The 16,329-nt window shown below is 66.9% G+C and carries 15 protein-coding genes; 12 read left to right on the top strand and 3 right to left on the bottom strand.

Going from position 1 to position 16,329, the window contains the following annotated elements:
• Together C1A30_RS03070 and C1A30_RS03065 are read left to right on the top strand one after the other, a co-directional pair.
• On the top strand, positions 1-480 hold the full coding sequence (locus tag C1A30_RS03070) for a nucleoside deaminase (RefSeq protein WP_101946802.1): 480 nt from the start codon (positions 1-3) through the stop codon (positions 478-480).
• Entirely contained in the window at positions 477-1,745 is a 1,269-nt protein-coding gene (locus tag C1A30_RS03065; protein WP_101946801.1) for an alpha-amylase family protein, read from the top strand. Before C1A30_RS03070 ends, C1A30_RS03065 begins: the two co-directional genes overlap by 4 nt.
• Here C1A30_RS03065 and C1A30_RS03060 read toward each other — a convergent pair.
• Positions 1,729-2,166 carry a DUF1810 domain-containing protein gene (locus tag C1A30_RS03060; protein WP_101946800.1) on the bottom strand — a complete coding sequence of 146 codons (438 nt, stop codon included), beginning with the start codon at positions 2,164-2,166 and terminating at the stop codon, positions 1,729-1,731. The two genes, C1A30_RS03065 and C1A30_RS03060, sit on opposite strands and share 17 nt — an antisense overlap.
• Positions 2,167-2,204: 38 nt before the next feature.
• Here C1A30_RS03060 and C1A30_RS03055 point away from each other — a divergent pair, with 38 nt between their 5' ends.
• The 4 genes from C1A30_RS03055 to C1A30_RS03040 all read left to right on the top strand — a co-directional run bounded on the left by C1A30_RS03055 (position 2,205) and on the right by C1A30_RS03040 (position 8,229).
• Positions 2,205-4,385, top strand: coding sequence for an adenylate/guanylate cyclase domain-containing protein (locus C1A30_RS03055; RefSeq protein ID WP_101946799.1), 2,181 nt, complete (start codon positions 2,205-2,207; stop codon positions 4,383-4,385).
• Entirely contained in the window at positions 4,382-5,776 is a 1,395-nt protein-coding gene (locus C1A30_RS03050; RefSeq protein ID WP_101946798.1) for a mechanosensitive ion channel domain-containing protein, read from the top strand. Before C1A30_RS03055 ends, C1A30_RS03050 begins: the two co-directional genes overlap by 4 nt.
• A 12-nt stretch (positions 5,777-5,788) precedes the next feature.
• Positions 5,789-7,033, top strand: a complete 1,245-nt coding sequence (locus tag C1A30_RS03045) for an alpha-hydroxy acid oxidase (protein WP_101947597.1) — start codon at positions 5,789-5,791, stop codon at positions 7,031-7,033.
• 200 nt (positions 7,034-7,233) lie between these two features.
• A complete protein-coding gene (locus C1A30_RS03040; protein WP_101946797.1) occupies positions 7,234-8,229 on the top strand; it encodes an esterase family protein in 996 nt (331 codons plus the stop codon).
• A gap of 62 nt (positions 8,230-8,291) precedes the next feature.
• On the opposite strand, the gene C1A30_RS03035 is transcribed toward C1A30_RS03040, so the two are convergent.
• Entirely contained in the window at positions 8,292-8,981 is a 690-nt protein-coding gene (locus C1A30_RS03035; protein WP_101946796.1) for an SDR family oxidoreductase, read from the bottom strand.
• A 42-nt stretch (positions 8,982-9,023) separates the two neighbouring features.
• On the bottom strand, positions 9,024-10,301 hold the full coding sequence (locus C1A30_RS03030; RefSeq protein ID WP_101946795.1) for an ATP-binding protein: 1,278 nt from the start codon (positions 10,299-10,301) through the stop codon (positions 9,024-9,026).
• Positions 10,302-10,418: 117 nt separating this feature from the next.
• Between C1A30_RS03030 and lon the strand changes: the two genes are divergently transcribed.
• From lon to C1A30_RS03000, 6 genes are read left to right on the top strand one after another with little or no spacing between them, the layout of a single operon-like run.
• A complete protein-coding gene (gene lon / locus C1A30_RS03025) occupies positions 10,419-12,752 on the top strand; it encodes an endopeptidase La (RefSeq protein WP_101946794.1) in 2,334 nt (777 codons plus the stop codon).
• A gap of 36 nt (positions 12,753-12,788) precedes the next feature.
• Positions 12,789-13,820 carry an LLM class flavin-dependent oxidoreductase gene (locus C1A30_RS03020; RefSeq protein WP_200828141.1) on the top strand — a complete coding sequence of 344 codons (1,032 nt, stop codon included), beginning with the start codon at positions 12,789-12,791 and terminating at the stop codon, positions 13,818-13,820.
• On the top strand, positions 13,817-14,005 hold the full coding sequence (locus C1A30_RS03015) for a hypothetical protein (RefSeq protein WP_101946793.1): 189 nt from the start codon (positions 13,817-13,819) through the stop codon (positions 14,003-14,005). The genes C1A30_RS03020 and C1A30_RS03015 overlap by 4 nt, the downstream gene beginning before the upstream one ends.
• Before the next feature lie 29 nt (positions 14,006-14,034).
• Positions 14,035-14,367, top strand: coding sequence for a TfoX/Sxy family protein (locus C1A30_RS03010; RefSeq protein WP_101946792.1), 333 nt, complete (start codon positions 14,035-14,037; stop codon positions 14,365-14,367).
• A 19-nt stretch (positions 14,368-14,386) separates the two neighbouring features.
• Entirely contained in the window at positions 14,387-15,124 is a 738-nt protein-coding gene (locus tag C1A30_RS03005; RefSeq protein WP_101946791.1) for a DUF72 domain-containing protein, read from the top strand.
• Position 15,125: 1 nt separating this feature from the next.
• The gene (locus C1A30_RS03000; protein WP_101946790.1) at positions 15,126-16,316 is read left to right on the top strand and encodes an NAD(P)/FAD-dependent oxidoreductase; all 1,191 of its coding nucleotides are present in this window, start codon (positions 15,126-15,128) and stop codon (positions 16,314-16,316) included.
• Positions 16,317-16,329: the final 13 nt, after the last annotated feature.

Here is a 16,329-nt window from a genome sequence, read left to right as displayed (position 1 = left end):
GTGGCGATCAGCGACGACGACCTCGAACGCCTTCGCCGCTGCGTCGACCTGGCGCGGGTGGCCCTCGACGACGGCGACGAACCGTTCGGCTCGATCCTGGTCGACAGCGACGGGGTCACCCTGTTCGAGGACCGCAACCGCGTCAAGGACGGTGACCACACCCGGCACCCGGAATTCGCGATCGCCCGCTGGGCCGTCGACAACCTGACGCCCGAGCAGCGGGCCCGTGCCACCGTGTACACCTCCGGTGAACACTGCCCGATGTGCTCGGCGGGACACGCATGGGTCGGGTTGGGCCGCATCGTCTACGCCGCGTCATCGCAGCAACTGACCCAATGGCTGGCCGAATGGGGCGCGCCACCGCCACCCGTCGCGCCGCTGCCGGTCAACGCCGTCGCGCCGGGACTGACCGTCGACGGTCCCGCTCCGGAACTGGCCGACCCGATGAAAGCCTTGTACGAGGCGAAGTTTCGACCATGACCGAACCGGGCTGGGTCGAACACGTCATCTGGTGGCAGGTCTACCCGCTCGGCTTCGTCGGTGCGTATCCCGCCGACGCGCCCCCGACCACCGACGAACACCGGCTGCGCCGCATCGTCGACTGGTTCGACCACGCCATCGAACTGGGTGCGTCAGGAATCGCGCTGGGACCGATCTTCGCCTCGCGCACGCACGGCTATGACACCGTCGATCACTACCGCATCGACCCCCGCCTCGGCGACGACGGCGACTTCGACCACCTGATCGCCGAGGCCCGCAGGCGCGGACTGCGGGTGCTGCTCGACGGCGTGTTCAATCACGTCGCGACCGACTTCGCGCACACCGACTGGTTTCGCAAGCGCGGCAACGACTTCGACACGTTCGAAGGACATGGCGAACTGATCGCACTCGACCATGACAACCCCGACGTGATCGCCTACACCGTCGACGTGATGACGCACTGGCTGCGCCGCGGCGCCGACGGGTGGCGCCTGGACGCCGCCTACGCCGTCGCCGACCGGTTCTGGGCCGCGGTGCTCCCCCGGGTCCGCGAGCAGTTCCCCGACTGCTGGGTGGTCGGTGAAGTGATCCATGGCGACTACTCGGCGCGGGTGCGCGACTCCGGCTTCGACTCGGTCACCCAGTACGAGCTGTGGAAGGCGATCTGGAGCAGCCTCAACGACGGCAACTTCCACGAGCTGGACTGGGCGTTGGTGCGGCACAACGAGTTTCTCGACGACTTCGTGCCGATGACGTTCATCGGCAATCACGACGTCACCCGGATCGCCAGCCGGCTGGACAACACCCGCCACCTCGAGCACGCGCTCGTGCTCTTGTTCACGACGGGTGGCACGCCGAGCGTGTACTCCGGTGACGAGGCCGGCTACCGCGGCGTCAAGGAAGAGCGGTTCGGCGGCGACGACGCGGTGCGGCCGGAATTCACCGCCCCGCTGATGGGTGTCGACGAACACGGCCACGACGTCTTCCGGTTGCACCAGTACCTGATCGGGTTGCGCCGCCGCCACCCGTGGCTGCACACCGCCAGGACGGCACCGCTGCAGCTGACCAACACGCAGTACGTCTATGCGACCCGTCACGGTTCCGACGTGCTCGTGGTCGCGCTCAACATCGACGATGCGCCGATGCGGGTGCAGGTCGGGTTTGACCAAGGTCAGGTGATCGCCGGTTCGGGTGCCCCGCCGCAGTCGGTGGCCACTGACTTCGAGGTGCCGCCGCACGGCTGGCTGATCATCGCGCCGCGTTGAGCAGCTCCAGGGTGGCGGGGTCCTCTTCGCCGACGTAGAACTTGTCGAGCACGCCACGGAAATCGGCGTTGTCGTCAGTTGCCCGGGCGAACAGCGTCATCGACGAGCGCACCTTCATGTTGTCGGGCCAGCCGAAGATCTCGTCGACCGAGCGGCCGTCGATCGCAGCGACCAGGCGAGTGCACTCGCGAAGCCGCGGCCCCAACACCGGATGCGCCAGATACGCACGCGCCTCGTCGAGTGAGCCGATGCCGTAGTGCTGGGCGGTGCCGCTGCGGCCGAGACCGCGCAACTGGGGAAAGATGAACCAGATCCAGTGAGTGCGTTTGGCGCCGTCGCGGAGTTCGGCGACCACAGTGTCGTACACGCGGTCCTGGGCGTCGACGAAGCGACCTAGATCGAACGATTTCCCCACTGCCATGTCATCGGCAAGTTTTGCAGGCTAAGGTTCGGGATTCAATGACGACAACCACCGACGCGGAAGCCCCCGTCGAATCCGAATCGGCGCCCGCGCCGAGGGGCCGCAACCTGCGCCGTCGCATCATGTCGCGGATCAGCATCCAGTCCAAGCTGTTGGTGATGCTGTTGGTGACGAGCATCCTGTCGGCCGCCGTGGTCGGCGCCATCGGCTTTCAATCCGGGCGCAGTTCCCTGCGCGCCGCGGCGTTCGACCGGCTCACCGAGATCCGCGAGTCGCAGTCGCGACAACTCGAGGCGAAGTTCAACGACCTGGAGGACTCGCTCGTCGTCTACACGCGCGGCGCGACCACCACCGAGGCGATCGAGGCGTTCACGGCCGCATTCGACCAACTCAACAACGCGGCGGTCAGTCCGCCGCAGTGGCAGTCGGTGCTCGACTACTACAAGAACCAGTTCGAGAAGGCCGAAGAGGCGCAGACCGGAAGCCAGATCGACATCACCGGATTGCTGCCGACGACGAACGCGCAGAAGTATCTGCAGGCCAACTACACCACCCGATTCGCGAACTGGGATCAGGCCATCCGGTTCGACGACGCAGGCGACGGCAGCGCGTGGTCGGCCGCGAACGCCCGGTTCAACGAGTTCTTCAGGGAAATCGTGCTGCGCTTCTCGTTCGAGGACGCGTTGCTGCTCGACACCCGCGGCAACGTCGTCTACAGCGCGTACAAGGGAGTCGACCTCGGCACCAACATCCTCAACGGGCCGTACCGGGAGAACGATCTGCACGACGCCTACACCAAGGCGCTGGCGACACACGCCGTGGACTATGTCGGGGTCACCGATTTCGGCGATTACCAGCCCGCTGACGAGCCGACCGCGTGGATGGTGTCGCCCGTTGGCCCGCCAGGGCGGGTGGAAGGCGTTCTGGCCCTGCAGTTTCCGATCTCCAAGATCAACGATTTGATGACGGTCAACCGGAAGTGGCAACAGGCAGGCATGGGTGCGACCGGTGAAACCTATCTGGTGGGCCCGGACGACCTGATGCGGTCGGATTCGCGGTTGTTCCTGCAAAACCCCGAGCAGTTCAAGACCGACGTGATCAACGCAGGAACGTCGCCGGACGTGGCCGAGGAGTCGATCCGCCAGCACGGCACGACGCTGGTGCAACCGGTGCAAAGCGAAGCGATCCGGTTGGCGCAGCGCGGCCAGCGAGGCACCCTGATCGAGGACGACTATCTGGGCCACCGAACCCTGCAGGCGTATGCGCCGGTCGATTTGCGGGGACTGCATTGGTCGATCATCGCGAAGATCGACTCCAGCGAGGCGTTCGGTCCCGTCGCCAAGTTCACCCAAACCCTCGTCATCTCAACGGCCGTCATCATCTTCGTGGTCTGCCTGGCTGCCATGCTGCTGGCGCGACTGTTCGTCCGGCCGATCCGCAGACTCGAAGCGGGCGCCCAGCAGATCAGCGCGGGCGACTACGACGTCGCCCTGCCGGTGAAATCGCGCGACGAATTCGGCGACCTGACCGTGGCGTTCAACGACATGAGCCGCAACCTCGCGATCAAGGAGGACCTGCTCGCCGAGCAGCGCAGCGAGAACGACCGACTGCTGCGCTCGCTGATGCCGGAACAGGTGGTCCAGCGCTACCGTCAGGGCGAGGAGACCATCGCCCAGGACCACCAGAACGTGACGGTCATCTTCGCCGACATCGTCGGCCTCGACGAGCTCTCCGACGACCTCAGCTCCGAGGAACTGCTGGCGATCGTGAATCGGCTGACACGCCAGTTCGATTCCGCCGCAGAGAATCTCGGGGTCGAGCAGGTCCGGACGCTGCACAACGGATACCTCGCCAGCTGCGGTCTGAGCACACCGCGACTGGACAACGTGCGGCGCACCGTCGACTTCGCGATCGAGATGCAACGCACCATCGACCGGTTCAACACCGAGACCGGCAACGACCTGAAGCTGCGGGCAGGCATCGACACCGGCACCGTCACCAGCGGCCTCGTCGGCAGGTCCACCCTGGCCTACGACATGTGGGGATCGGCCGTCAATCTGGCGTATCAGGTACAGAGTGGCTCGCCGCAGCCAGGGGTGTACGTCACCGCACGGGTTTACGACGCGATGCGGGACACCCGCACGTTCACGTCCGCGGGCGCCATCACCGTCGACGGTGAAGAGCAGCCGATCTGGCGACTGGCAGAGCGACAACCGTGACCGAGCTGCTGGACTCCCCCTGGTTCTACTGGGCGGCCGGCGTGGCGATCGGCTTCCCCATCTGCCTGGTGCTGCTCACCGAGCTACAGAACGCGCTGCGCAGACGGGGCAGCGCACTCGCGCGCCCGGTCTATCTGGTGCGCGCCTACATCCTTCCGCTCGGCGCGCTGCTGATTCTGCTTGTCGGAGCGATGCAGATCTCCGGCGAGGCCACACCGGTGCGCATCGTCGCCACCGTGTTCGGCTTCGTCGTTCTCGTGCTGCTGCTGTCCGGCACCAACGCCACCGTGTTCCAGGGCGCGCCAGAAGGCTCGTGGCGCAGGCGGATTCCGTCGATCTTCCTCGACGTCGCGCGGTTCGCGCTGATCGCCGTCGGTGTCGGATTGATCCTCGCCTACATCTGGGGTGCGCACATCGGCGGGTTGTTCACCGCACTGGGTGTGTCGTCGATCGTGCTCGGCCTTACCCTGCAGAACTCCGTCGGGCAGATCATCTCCGGCCTGTTCGTGTTGTTCGAGCAGCCGTTCCAGCTCGGCGACTGGATCGAGACCCCGACCGCGCGCGGGCGGGTGGTCGAAGTGAACTGGCGGGCAACCCATATCGACACCGGCAGCGGTTTGCTCGTGATGCCGAACTCGGTGCTGGCCGCCGCGTCGTTCACCAACTTCAGCCGTCCGCCGAGCACCCATTCTCTCGTCGTCACCACCCAGTTCGGGCTCGACGATCCGCCCGACGACGTCTGCGCGTTGCTCAGCAGAACCGCGGCGGCGCTGCCGCAGTTGCGTCCCGATGCCATGCCCGTCAGCAGATTCGGTGGGGGCCTCAACTATCGGACGGTGATACCGCTGCGCACGCCCGCGGACGACATCGTCGCGCAGGCGACCTTCCTGCGTTGGGTCTGGTATGCGTCGCGGCGCGCCGGGTTGCACCTCGACGAGGCCGAGGACGAATTCGAGACGCGAGACCGGCTGGAGGCGTCGTTGCGCATCGTCGCCCCGACGCTGCGGCTGACGCAGGCCGAGCAGGAGGAGTTGCTGCCCCGCGTCCGGCTCGCCAGGTACGGCACCGACGAGCACCTCCAGACGGCGGGCCAGGTGCCCAAACGGATGTCGTTCGTTGTGAACGGCCATGTTCGACTTGTCGTGATGGGCGATGACGGCGCCGTAGTTCCGGTGCGTACCCTCGAGGAGGGCGATTTCCTTGGCAGCACCACGCTCACCAGGGAGCCCGCAGCCACCACCGCCTACGCGCTCGAAGAGGTGACCGTTTTGCAGATCGACCGCGAACACATCGAAGAACTGGTTGGCCGAAAGCCGCTCCTGCTGCAGGACATCGGCCGCACCATCGAACAGCGAAGGGCCAGCGTCCAGCGCGCGTTGGCGGCCGACTGATCGATGGCCACCATGAAGCGCCGGGTGCCCCGGCCCAGCGAACTGGCCCCACTGATCGGCTTCAAGAAGCCGCAACTCAACGCGACACAGCGACGGTTGGACGCGGCGTTGACCATCGAGGACCTGCGCCGGATCGCGAAGCGACGCACGCCCAAAGCCGCGTTCGACTACACCGACGGCGCGGCCGAGGAAGAGCTGTCGTTGGCTCGTGCCCGACAGGCGTTCCTGGACATCGAGTTTCACCCGACCATCCTGCGCGACGTCGAGAAGGTCGACACGAGTCGCACCGTGCTCGGCGACCATGTCGCGCTGCCGTTCGGGATCGCGCCCACCGGGTTCACCAGGCTGATGCAGACCGAGGGTGAGATCGCGGGCGCCCACGCGGCGGCCAGGGCGGGTATCCCGTTCTGCCTTTCCACCATGGGCACCAGTTCGATTGAGGATGTCAAGGCGGCAAATCCTCATGGCCGCAACTGGTTTCAGCTCTATATGTGGAAAGACCGGGACCGCTCGATGGCGTTGGTCGAGCGCGCGGTAACTGCAGGCTTCGACACGCTGCTGGTCACCGTCGACGTTCCGGTGGCGGGTGCGCGGCTGCGTGACACCCGCAACGGTATGGCGATTCCGCCGAAGCTGACCATGCGCACGGTGCTCGACGCGGCACCGCGGGCGCGCTGGTGGTTCGACTTGCTGACCACCGAGCCATTGTCGTTCGCAGCGCTGGATCGCTGGCCGGGCACGGTTGCGGAATTGCTGGACCGCATGTTCGACCCCACCGTGACGTTCGAGGACCTGGCGTGGATCAAGGCCCAGTGGCCGAACAAGTTGGTGGTCAAGGGGATTCAGACGCTGGAGGACGCCAAGGCGGCCGTCGACCTCGGCGTCGACGGCGTGCTGCTGTCCAATCACGGCGGTCGGCAACTCGACCGCGCGCCGGTGCCGTTCCACCTGCTGCCCGCGGTCGCGCGTGAACTCGGCCGCGACACCGAGATTTTGCTGGACACCGGGATCATGTCCGGCGCCGACGTCGTGGCGGCGATCGCGCTGGGTGCCCGCTTCACGCTGGTCGGCCGTGCCTACCTCTACGGGCTGATGGCAGGCGGCGAGGCGGGCGTGAACCGGGCCATCGACATCCTGTCCGCGCAGGTCATCCGCACGATGCGGTTGCTCGGCGTCACCTCGCTCGACGAGTTGACCCCGCACCACGTGACCCAGTTGCGCCGATTCGGGCGCGTCGCGGCCGACCGCGCCAACTAGTCACATCCGTAACTGCTTTCCCACAGGTCACAGCGCAGATCCGGGTTTCTCGAGTCCGGCCCGAGTCGGAATCGTTAGCCAACCGCGACTTCGCAACACTGTGTCGGGACAGCGGCAGGCGCGCCTGAGCGTGTTTCATTACGCCCGAAGCAACGGCAATTGCTTTGTGGAAAGTGATGAAAGGTGGGTTGGTTGCCGTTATGAAGTTATTGGAGAGGTTTCGGACCAAGTGGTCCCGCCGACTGGCGGTGAGCGCCGTTGCGGCGGCGATCCTGCCCGGGCTGATCGGCTTCGTCGGGGGTTCGGCGACTGCCAACGCGTTCTCCCGGCCGGGTCTGCCCGTCGAGTATCTGGATGTCTTCTCGCAGTCGATGAACCGCAACATCCGGGTGCAGTTCCAGGGCGGCGGCCCGCACGCGGTGTATCTGCTCGACGGTCTTCGCGCCCAGGACGATTACAACGGCTGGGACATCAACACGCCGGCGTTCGAGTGGTACTACCAGTCGGGCCTGTCGGTCGTGATGCCGGTGGGCGGCCAGTCGAGCTTCTACACCGACTGGTATCAGCCGTCGCGGGGCAACGGCCAGGACTACACCTACAAGTGGGAGACGTTCCTGACCCAGGAACTGCCCGCCTATCTGGAGGCCAACAAGGGCGTGTCGCAGAACGGCAACGCGGTGGTCGGCATCTCGATGGCAGGCAGCACGGCGCTGACGTACTCGATCTACTACCCGCAGAAATTCATCTACGCCGCATCGCTTTCCGGCTTCCTCAACCCGTCCGAGGGTTGGTGGCCGATGCTGATCGGGCTGGCGATGAACGATGCGGGCGGCTACAACGCCGAGAGCATGTGGGGTCCGTCGTCCGACCCGGCGTGGAAGCGCAACGACCCGATGGTGAACATGGCACAGTTGGTGGCCAACAACACCAGGATCTGGATCTACTGCGGCACCGGCACCCCGTCGGATCTCGACGTCGGTGACGACGGCGGCAACCTGATGGCCGCGCAGTTCCTCGAAGGGTTCACGCTGCGGACCAACATCACCTTCCGCGACAACTACATCGCGGCCGGTGGCACCAACGGCGTGTTCAACTTCCCGGCGACGGGCACGCACAGCTGGGGCTACTGGGGTGCGCAGTTGCAGCAGATGAAGCCCGACATCCAGCGGGTGCTTGGAGCGCAAGCGTCCGCCTGAGTGCCACCCACAACCAGGGAGCCTGCCGTCACCCCCGAGCGGCAGGCTCCCTGCTGTGTGCGCTAGCCCTGAACCGTTGGCCTGACGACGATTTCGCCGATCTCGACGTCGTGCGGCTGTTCGACCGCGAACGCGACGGCCCGCGCGACGGCGTCGGGTTCGATACCGAACTCCGCCATATTGCTGAAGTCGGTGCGCACATAGCCGGGCGAGATCGACGTCGTGCGCACCACACCGTCCGTCGACTCCTGCCGTAGCGCTTCCAGCACCGTGCGCACCGCATTCTTGGTCGCCGCGTAGACGCCCATCCTCGGAACGATCTTCAGCCCTGCCGTCGACACCGTCGTCACGAAATGGCCGCGGCCCTGCCGCAGGAAAACCGGCATGGCAGCGGCGATTCCGAACAACACCCCGCGCAGGTTGACGTCGATCATCTCCGACCACTGGTCGACGTCGCCGTCGGCGAGCGGGCCGAGATGAGCGACGCCCGCATTGCTCACCATCACGTCGAGGCGGCCGAACCGGTCCACCGCCGTTTGCACGAGTCGGTCGAGATCCGCTCTGACAGTGACGTCGACGGGCACCGTGGCGGCGCGGCCGCCTTGGGCGGTGATCTCGGCTGCGATCTGGTCCAGGCGGTCGGTGCGCCGCGCACCGAGCACGACGGCGGCGCCGCGCGCTGCGAGCAGACGCGCGGTGGCCTCGCCGATACCGCTGCTGGCGCCGGTGATGGCGACGACGGTGTTGGTCATGGCAGCTACGACGGTTCGCCCCTCAGCTGTATTCCGGCGCGCTCACAACCGGGTGCGTTGGGCGATGTCCTCTTCGAACTCGGCGACCATTTCAGCCGTCAACGTGGGCCGAGTGTCGGTGATCGCGGCGAGGTAGTCGTCGGTGCAGGCGATTTCACCGCGACGGAACTCGACCTCGCGTTCGAACACTGCCTGCGCGCCCTTGCGGGCGGCGAACTCGATGTCGGCCGGGGTGAACATCTCGCTCGCCTCGACCAGCTTGTCCACCTCCACGACGTCAGCGTTGGCGCCGAGATAACGCCGCCATATCGCGCCGCGTGCCACCTCGTCGGGCGGCCCGACAGGAATGATGTAGTCGAATCGACCGTGCCGCAGGAACGCCGAATCCAGCGAGCGCACCGAGTTCGTCGCACAGATCAGCAACCGCTCGTCGTGCTGGCGGAACGCCGGAATGAGCTTGAGCAACTCGTTGGTGACCCCGTGAGCGGGGTCGGACGGGATTCCCGATCGGCACCCCGCGATCTCCTCTACCTCGTCGATGAACACGACCGCTGCCTCGAGTTCCATCAGATTCACAAACGCCTCGCGCAGCGCGGTGGTCATTGCGACGTCGGGGGTCGCGAGGCGCGACGGGAACAGTTCGACGAACGGCCAGCCGAGTCTGCCGGCGACGGCCTTGGCGAAGCTCGTCTTCCCAGTGCCGGGCGGTCCGAACAACACGACCGCCTTGGGCGGCGAAACGCCGTAGCGCTCAGCCAGATTGGGTTCGGCAAGCGGCAGTACGATACGCCGCTCGATGACCTGCTTCTCGGTTTCCATGCCCGCCATCGACTGCCACAAGCCATGCGGCATCACCTGCCCGCCCAGCGCCGCCAGCAGCCCCGCATCCGACGGCCCGACGTGATCGAGTTTCTCGAAGTAGCGCAAATCCGATCGCTCGGTGTAACCCGAGTTGCGCAAGGCTGCAGTCCCGGCGGCGTCGGCCGGCAGCAGTGCGCTGATGCGTCGGGCGCCGAGGGTGCGTAACCGGACCTCGAGGTCGCCGAGCAGGGCACTGCCGATGCCGCGATTACGCCACCGGTTGCTCAACGCGACCATCGAAATCCACGCGCGGTCTCCGTGCTGCTGCGCCGCCGCCATGCCCACCAACTCATCACCCACCACGGCCACGACGGCGGGGTGCCCCGACTTCGCGGCGGCGATCACCTCGGACACACCGAAGACCGGATGCGGCTCATCGGGGCCACGACTCTGATCCCAGACGGAGATCGCCTGATCGAGGTCGTCGTCGTGAAATTCGCGCAGCCGCCAGCCAGACATGCAGGTCAGGGTGACCGCCGGTAGCGCGGCCGGGCATCGCCCTGACGGGTGATTGAGGTGGGGAACAAAACCTCACACCGCAGGGTTGAGTCGATCAGACTGAACTTTGGAGGATTCATGGCTGAAGCCAATGAGACAACGCGTGTTGTGCCCATCCTTTTCACTAGCGACTCGATCGTGCTGCCCGGCATGGTCGTGCCCATCGAATTGGACGACGCGGCACGCGCGGCGGTCGACGCGGCGCGGGCCAGCGAGTCCGGTGAGCTGCTCATCGCGCCGCGCCTGGACGACCGCTACCCGTCGTACGGCGTGTTGGCGTCGATCGTGCAGGTCGGTCGTGTCGCCGGCGACGGCACGGCGGCGGTGGTGCGCGGTAACAGCCGCGCCCAGATCGGCGCAGGCGTCAACGGGCCGGGACCGGCCCTGCGGGTCGAGGTGACCGAGGTCACCGAGCCCGCCGCGACCGACGAGACCCGCGCGCTGGCAGCCGAATACAAGAAGCTGCTGCTGGCCTATCTGCAGCGGCGCGAGGCGTGGCAGATCATCGACTTCGTCAACCAGTTGACCGATCCGTCCGCGCTGGCCGACACCGCCGGATACGCGTCGTATCTGACCCAGGTGCAGAAGCGCCAGTTGCTCGAGACGCCGGACGTGGCCGAGCGGTTGCGGGCGTTGATCGAGTGGAACAGCGACCACCTCGCCGAGGTGGAGGTCAACGACAAGATCGCCGAGGACGTCCGCGAGGGCATGGAAAAGACGCAGAAGGAGTTCCTGCTGCGCCAGCAACTCGCCGCCATCCGCAAGGAGTTGGGCGAGGGCGAGCCCGACGGTTCTGACGACTACCGGGCGCGCATCGAGGCCGCCGACCTTCCCGAGAAGGTGCGCGAGGCCGCGCTGCGCGAGGTCGGCAAGCTGGAGCGGGCCAGCGAGCAGAGCCCCGAGGGCGGCTGGATCCGCACCTGGCTGGACACCGTGCTCGAGTTGCCGTGGAACGTCAAGACCGAGGACTCCGCCGATCTGACGGCGGCCAGGGAAATCCTGGATGCCGACCACCACGGCCTGGAGGACGTCAAGGACCGCATCGTCGAGTATCTGGCCGTGCGGGCGCGGCGCGCCCAGCGCGGTATGGCGGTGGTCGGCGGACGTGGCTCCGGCGCGGTGATGGTGCTGGCCGGTCCGCCCGGCGTCGGCAAGACCTCGCTCGGTGAAAGCGTGGCAAGGGCGTTGGGACGCAAGTTCGTTCGCGTCGCGCTTGGCGGCGTGCGCGACGAGGCCGAGATCCGCGGCCACCGGCGCACCTACGTCGGCGCGCTGCCGGGCCGCATCGTCCGCGCGATCGGTGAGGCCGGGTCGATGAACCCGGTCGTGCTGCTCGACGAAATCGACAAGGTGGGCTCCGACTACCGCGGCGACCCGTCGGCGGCGCTGCTCGAGGTGCTGGACCCGGCGCAGAACCACACGTTCCGCGACCACTACCTGGAACTGGATCTGGACCTGTCCGACGTCGTGTTCCTGGCGACGGCCAACGTGATCGAGAACATCCCGTCGGCCCTGCTGGACCGCATGGAGTTGATCCAGATCGACGGCTACACCGAAGACGACAAGGTCGCGATCGCCCGCGACTTCCTGCTGCCCCGGCAGCGCGAACGGGCGGCGCTGACCGAGGACGAGGTGACTCTCACCGAGGACGCGCTGCGGAAGATCGCGGCCGACTACACCCGCGAGCCCGGGGTGCGGCAGTTCGAGCGACTGCTGGCCAAGGCGCTGCGCAAGGTCACCACGAAGCTGGCCACCCAGTCCGGCACGATCATCATCGATGAGCCGGATCTCGTTGAGTACCTTGGCCGGCCGCGGTTCCTGCCCGAGTCGCGGGAACGCACCGCGGTGCCTGGCGTCGCCACCGGCTTGGCCGTCACCGGTCTCGGCGGCGACGTGCTCTACATCGAGGCCGGGTCGACCGACGGTGAACCCGGTCTGCAGTTGACCGGTCAACTGGGCGACGTGATGAAGGAGTCGGCACAGATCGCGCTGTCCTACGTCCGCTCGCACGCCGAGCAGTTGGGTGTCGACCCGAAGGCGTTGGACCGCCGCATCCACGTGCACGTGCCCGCGGGCGCGGTGCCGAAGGACGGTCCGTCGGCTGGCGTGACGATGGTGACCGCGCTGGTCTCGATGGCCACCGGCCGGAAGGTGCGGTCGGATGTCGGCATGACCGGCGAGGTGACGTTGAATGGCCGCGTGCTGCCTATCGGCGGGGTCAAGCAGAAACTGCTTGCCGCCCAACGGGCTGGCCTGTCAACGGTTTTCATCCCGCAGCGCAACGAGCCTGACCTGGACGACGTCCCGGCGGATGTGCTCGAGGCGCTGGAGGTCAAGCCGATGACCGACGTCGCGGAGATCGTCGCGCAGGCACTGGAGCCTGCGGGCGAGGCGGCCACCGTCGCGGCCTAGGGAAGTTCTGCGCGAGCGCGGGAGTTTGTACTGACCATGACTGCCCGACCCCTGCGCAAGCTCGGCTTCCTGACCATCGGCCGGTTCGACGAAGCCGATCCAGGCCCTGGGCACGAGCAGACGCTGTCGATGATCGAGCGCGCCGAAGCGCTCGGCTTCGACAGCGTCTGGCTGCGGTGCCGGCACCTGCAACCGGGCATCTCCTCCCCCGTCGCGATGATGGCCGCCGCCAGTCAACGCACCACCCGCATCGAGTTGGGCACCGCGGTCATTCCGCTCGGCCTGGAGAATCCGCTGCGGCTTGCCGAGGATCTGGCGACGGTCGACCTTCTCTCCGGCGGCCGGGTCAACCCCGGCGTGTCCGTCGGAACGCCGATGCTCTACGAGCACTACAAGACCAAGCTGTACCCGGAAACCCATGAGCTGGAGAACTTCTCGAAAGACCGGGTGCTGCGGCTGCTGGAGTGTCTACGCGGCGACCCGGTGAGCGACTTCGAGGGCAAGGTCGGCATCGAGGACTACACCAAGCGTGTGCAGCCGCATTCCGCAGGTTTGGCGTCGCGGGTCTGGTACGGCGGCGGGCTGTCGTCGGCGATCTGGGCGGGCCGGCAGGGCATCAACTACATGACCAGCAATCTCGTCACGGCCGACGGCGCAACCGCAGGCGACTTCGCCTCCATCCAGGCCGAACAGATCGACGCGTTCCGCGCACACCACCCCGACGGCGAAAAGGCGCGGGTGTCACAGGGTTTGGTGGTCATTCCGACCGATTCGGCAACGCCGCGCCAGATCGACAAGTACCGGGCATACCGGGAGCAGCGGCTCGAGCGCACGAAGACACCACAGGGCCCCCGCGGCGCGCTGATCTCCCCCGACTACGTCGGCAGCTCCGACGAACTGGCCGAACAGCTTTACGCCAACCCCGGTTTTCAGCGCGTCGACGAGGTCGCGTTCGCGCTGCCGTTCACCTTCGACGAGGAAGACTACGTCCAGATCATCACCGACATGGCGGAGAAGCTGGGCCCGAAATTGGGCTGGGCGCCGAGTTCGGGTAAGTCTGAGCCGTGAGATTCACCCTTGACGTCGACCTGCCTGACGATTCCGACGTCCGCGCCGAGCTTGGCAGGATACTGCGGTACTGGGCCGGGGCCATGAAGGACCTCGATGCCTTAAAAGCCGGTGACAACCAAGACATCTATGACTCGGCCTACAACAAGGTCGGGTCGTGGACCGTCAGCGCCGACGGACAGTGAATGTCGGTGCCGGGCGCTAACGTCCTGGCATGGCCTACGACGAAGACCTGGCCGACCGCATCCGTGAACTGATCGCCGCCCAGCGCGGCGTCGACGAGAAGCGGATGTTCGGCGGGCTGGCGTTCCTGATCAACGGCAACATGGCGGTGTGCGCCAGCGGTCACGGCGGCCTGATGGTGCGCGTGCCGCCCGAGCAGACCGACGAACACCTCGGCCGTAACCACGTCGAACCGATGGTGATGGGCGGGCGGCAGACTCGCGGTTGGATCAGGGTTGCCGGCGACGGCGTGAAAACCAAACGCCAACTGCTGTCCTGGGTGACGCGGGGCGTCGATTACGCCAAGAGTTTGCCCCCGAAATAGCCCGGGTACGCCAGCCGAGATGATTCGGATCGGCACCTCGGGGTGGTCCTACGACCACTGGGCCGGCGTGCTGTACCGGCCGGGACTGCCGGTCGCCAAGCGGCTGGCCCGCTACGTCGAGGAGTTCGACACCGTCGAACTCAACGCCAGCTTCTACCGGTGGCCGAAGGACACGACGTTTGCCGGATGGCGGCAGCGGTTACCGGACGGCTTCACCATGTCGGTCAAGGCCCACCGCGGACTGACGCACTACCGGCGGCTGGGCACCCCGGAGCCGTGGGTGGAGCGGTTCGAGCGGTGCTGGACGGCGCTCGGCGAGCGGCGCGAGGCGCTGCTGGTGCAATTGCATCCGGGCATGGAGCGCGACGACGCGCGTCTCGACCACTTCCTGAGCGTGATGCCCGACTGGATTCCCGTCGCGATGGAACTACGCAATCCGACGTGGGACGACCCGGCCGTCTACGCGATGCTGGAGCGCCACGGCGCCGCCTACGTCGTGATGAGCGGCGCCGGACTGCGGTGCATCCCCCGGGCCACCAGCGACCTGGTGTACATCAGGATGCACGGACCGCCGCAGGATTCGCTGTACGCAGGCTCCTACCCGGAAACCGAACTACGGCAGTGGGCCGACCGGATCGCCGGATGGGATGCGGACGGCAGGCGGGTGCTCGTCTACTTCAACAACGACCTCGGCGGACACGCCATTCGCAACGCCAGGACCCTCAAGGAGATGCTGGCGGCGAGTAGGCTCAGCTGACATGACATCGTCGTCAACATTCGCCATCGTCGGCGGCGGCCTGGCCGGCGCCAAGGCTGCAGAAGCATTGCGCGACAAGGATTTCGACGGGCACATCGTGTTGTTCGCCGCCGAGGAGCACCTGCCCTACGAGCGCCCGCCGCTTTCGAAGGAATACCTGGCTGGCAAAAAGGCGGTCGCCGACTTCACCGTCAACCCGTCATCCTGGTATCGCGATCACCACGTCGAGCTGCAACTGGGCACCGAGGTCTCGGCCATCGACCCGGCCACCCACACCGTCTCCCTGCCCGACGGCAGCACCGTGCGGTACGACAAGCTGCTGCTGGCCACCGGGTCACGCCCTCGGCGGCCCCCCATCCCCGGCACCGACGCCGCCGGCGTCCACTACCTGCGCACCCTCGACGACGCTGACGCGCTGAATTCCGCGTTGGTCGAGGGGTCCTCGCTGGCCGTCGTCGGCGGCGGGTGGATCGGCCTCGAGGTGGCCGCGGGCGCCCGCGAACGCGGCGTCGACGTCACCGTCGTCGAGACGGCCGAGCTACCGCTGATGGCCGCCCTTGGCCGCGAACTCGGCGAGGTGTTCGCCGCGCTGCACCGCGAACACGGCGTCGACCTCCGCCTCGGCGCGTCGGTGCAGGAGATCGTCACCGCGGACGGCAAGGCGACCGGCCTGCGACTCGGCGACGGCACATCCGTCGACGCGGACACCGTCCTGGTGGCCGTCGGGGCGGCGCCCAACATCGCCATCGCCGAGCAGGCCGGGCTGGCGGTCGGCGACGGCGGCGTACTGGTCGACGGGTCGCTGCGCACCAGCGACCAGGACATCTTCGCCGTCGGCGACATCGCCGCGGCCGAGCACCCGCTGTTCGGCACCCGGATCCGCACCGAGCACTGGGCCAACGCGCTCAAACAACCCGCCGTCGCGGTGGCAGGCATGCTCGGCAAACCCGCCGAATACGACGAGCTGCCGTACTTCTTCACCGACCAGTACGACCTCGGGATGGAGTATGTCGGCCACGCCCCGCACTATGAGAAAGTCGTGTTCCGCGGTGACGTCGCCAAGCGCGAATTCACCGCCTTCTGGCTCGACCGCGACGACCGGGTGCTGGCCGGGATGAACGTGAACATCTGGGAAGGGCTCGACGACATCAAGTCGCAGATCCGGTCCCGCGAACCATTGGGAGACGCTTGATCCGCCACCGCCT

Source organism: Mycobacterium sp. 3519A, assembly GCF_900240945.1.
GTDB lineage: Bacteria > Actinomycetota > Actinomycetes > Mycobacteriales > Mycobacteriaceae > Mycobacterium.
Note: the sequence above shows the minus strand (reverse complement) of the source record. Positions and strands in the feature narration are given on the sequence as shown.

Coding starts and splice junctions, on each gene's coding strand:
- C1A30_RS03030 (WP_101946795.1), bottom strand. CDS start 10,301: ATGTCTGGCTGGCGGCTGCGCGAATTTCACGACGACGACCTCGATCAG.
- lon (WP_101946794.1), top strand. CDS start 10,419: ATGGCTGAAGCCAATGAGACAACGCGTGTTGTGCCCATCCTTTTCACT.
- C1A30_RS03020 (WP_200828141.1), top strand. CDS start 12,789: ATGACTGCCCGACCCCTGCGCAAGCTCGGCTTCCTGACCATCGGCCGG.
- C1A30_RS03055 (WP_101946799.1), top strand. CDS start 2,205: ATGACGACAACCACCGACGCGGAAGCCCCCGTCGAATCCGAATCGGCG.
- C1A30_RS03045 (WP_101947597.1), top strand. CDS start 5,789: ATGAAGCGCCGGGTGCCCCGGCCCAGCGAACTGGCCCCACTGATCGGC.
- C1A30_RS03040 (WP_101946797.1), top strand. CDS start 7,234: ATGAAGTTATTGGAGAGGTTTCGGACCAAGTGGTCCCGCCGACTGGCG.
- C1A30_RS03000 (WP_101946790.1), top strand. CDS start 15,126: ATGACATCGTCGTCAACATTCGCCATCGTCGGCGGCGGCCTGGCCGGC.
- C1A30_RS03065 (WP_101946801.1), top strand. CDS start 477: ATGACCGAACCGGGCTGGGTCGAACACGTCATCTGGTGGCAGGTCTAC.
- C1A30_RS03005 (WP_101946791.1), top strand. CDS start 14,387: ATGATTCGGATCGGCACCTCGGGGTGGTCCTACGACCACTGGGCCGGC.
- C1A30_RS03010 (WP_101946792.1), top strand. CDS start 14,035: ATGGCCTACGACGAAGACCTGGCCGACCGCATCCGTGAACTGATCGCC.
- C1A30_RS03035 (WP_101946796.1), bottom strand. CDS start 8,981: ATGACCAACACCGTCGTCGCCATCACCGGCGCCAGCAGCGGTATCGGC.
- C1A30_RS03060 (WP_101946800.1), bottom strand. CDS start 2,166: ATGGCAGTGGGGAAATCGTTCGATCTAGGTCGCTTCGTCGACGCCCAG.